The sequence below is a fragment of the Carboxylicivirga sp. M1479 genome (assembly GCF_007097485.1).
Lineage (GTDB): Bacteria > Bacteroidota > Bacteroidia > Bacteroidales > Marinilabiliaceae > Carboxylicivirga.
Map to the genome: position 1 here is coordinate 1 of NZ_VKDE01000078.1, position 1,462 is coordinate 1,462.

1 protein-coding gene is annotated in these 1,462 nt (G+C 34.0%); it reads right to left on the bottom strand.

Going from position 1 to position 1,462, the window contains the following annotated elements; translation table 11 throughout:
* Positions 1-2: 2 nt before the first annotated feature.
* Positions 3-1,352, bottom strand: coding sequence for an IS5 family transposase (locus tag FNN09_RS20830; protein ID WP_143304418.1), 1,350 nt, complete (start codon positions 1,350-1,352; stop codon positions 3-5).
* Positions 1,353-1,462 lie beyond the last annotated feature (110 nt).

Below are 1,462 nucleotides of genomic sequence, written 5' to 3' on the forward strand. Positions count from 1 at the left end.
AGTCAAACCTTAAAAACCCTTGTATTTTGATGAGCTACAATTTTCAAAAGAAGTACTTCCCAATCATTTAACATTTGAAAAAGGGTAAAAAGAATCTGCTCTTTAATTCTATTGAGCATTTTCTTTAAATTGAAGCCCGTTCCAGCCAAGATTGTATTTAGTTGGTCTCCGATGGCCCCTTTTAAGTAATTCTTTAACATTCTATGATCGTGCTTAATATGGCCTATAACTGGTTCTATACCAGCTCTAGCTCTAAATCGTTTTCTAGCTTTCCGTTTTTGGTATTGCGAATTTTCTTTTTTAGTAAAAGATGGTGATATTATCTCAACTCCTTTAATGTTCTTTTTTCCTCTATACCCTCTGTCTACGATTCCAATTTTAGGTGTGCTTTCAGTTAAATATTCGGTTTGTTTCAAATGCTCTTCGAGTGTGTGCCCATCGTATGGGTTGTTTTCAAAAGCAATAGCGCCAACAACAATTTTTGTCGTTTTAGTTACAACGATTCCTGATTTATTTCCAAACTCAAACTTTTTAGCTTCTTTCCCTTTTGCAATACAATTAACATTGGGTTCATGAATGCTGTAAATCTTATTCTTATCGCCTTTTTGCTGATTTAATATCTTGTTGAGAATAACAAATATCTCTCTGTATTTCAATTCTTGAGATGGGCTAAATTGCCTTTCAATGTCCCTAACTTGACGACCCGCTATAGTTTTGATTTTCCGCAATGCTGCTTTGGCTTTCTTTCTCCGTTTAGGATGGTTATGAAAACGTTGGTCAATCATTAACTGTTTTAATGTCCTGGTGTAAGTTTGACGCAAGACAATACCTTCTTGTTTTGCTATCTTATTAACCTTCTCAATAACTCGCTTGTGTAATTTAGCATCTGTTGGGTAAGTGATGTTCTTTTCTTGTACTGTACTATCAATTAATACTTCTTTTTCTTGAGCCTCTTTACCAAATAGATGAATTGATAGCTTTAAAAGCTTTTCTGCACCTTCTTTACCAATGCGGTTTCTAAAATGTATAAATTCAGTTGGATCAAAGGGTTTCTGAGTTTGAAAAACCTTCTCTCCACTAAAGTATTGCCAATAAGGGTTCTCAATCCATCTATCGACAATTGCCTCATCACTCAAATTATAAATATGCTTTAACAATAATAACCCAATCATTCTACGAATAGGGACAGAAGGACGACCTATCTCAGAATAATATATCGAAAAGTCATCCTCTATTGAAGTCCAGTCAATTTTACAAGACAAAACACATAATTCGTGTTTTAAATTGATAAACCGTTCCAAGGGTGTATCAAAAATACTTAACTGAGGGGTATTGTCTTGTTTTCCAACCATATCTGCAAGCTTTGTTACTAAAATACACAATTGCTTGCAGAACAAGAAACTTAATGAGATGTATTATCTACTGAATATCAACTCCCTAAGTCACTTTTAAGGTTTGACTA

Bases quoted from the DNA above. Each gene is read 5' to 3' on its own strand.
- FNN09_RS20830 (WP_143304418.1), bottom strand. From the start codon at position 1,352: ATGGTTGGAAAACAAGACAATACCCCTCAGTTAAGTATTTTTGATACA.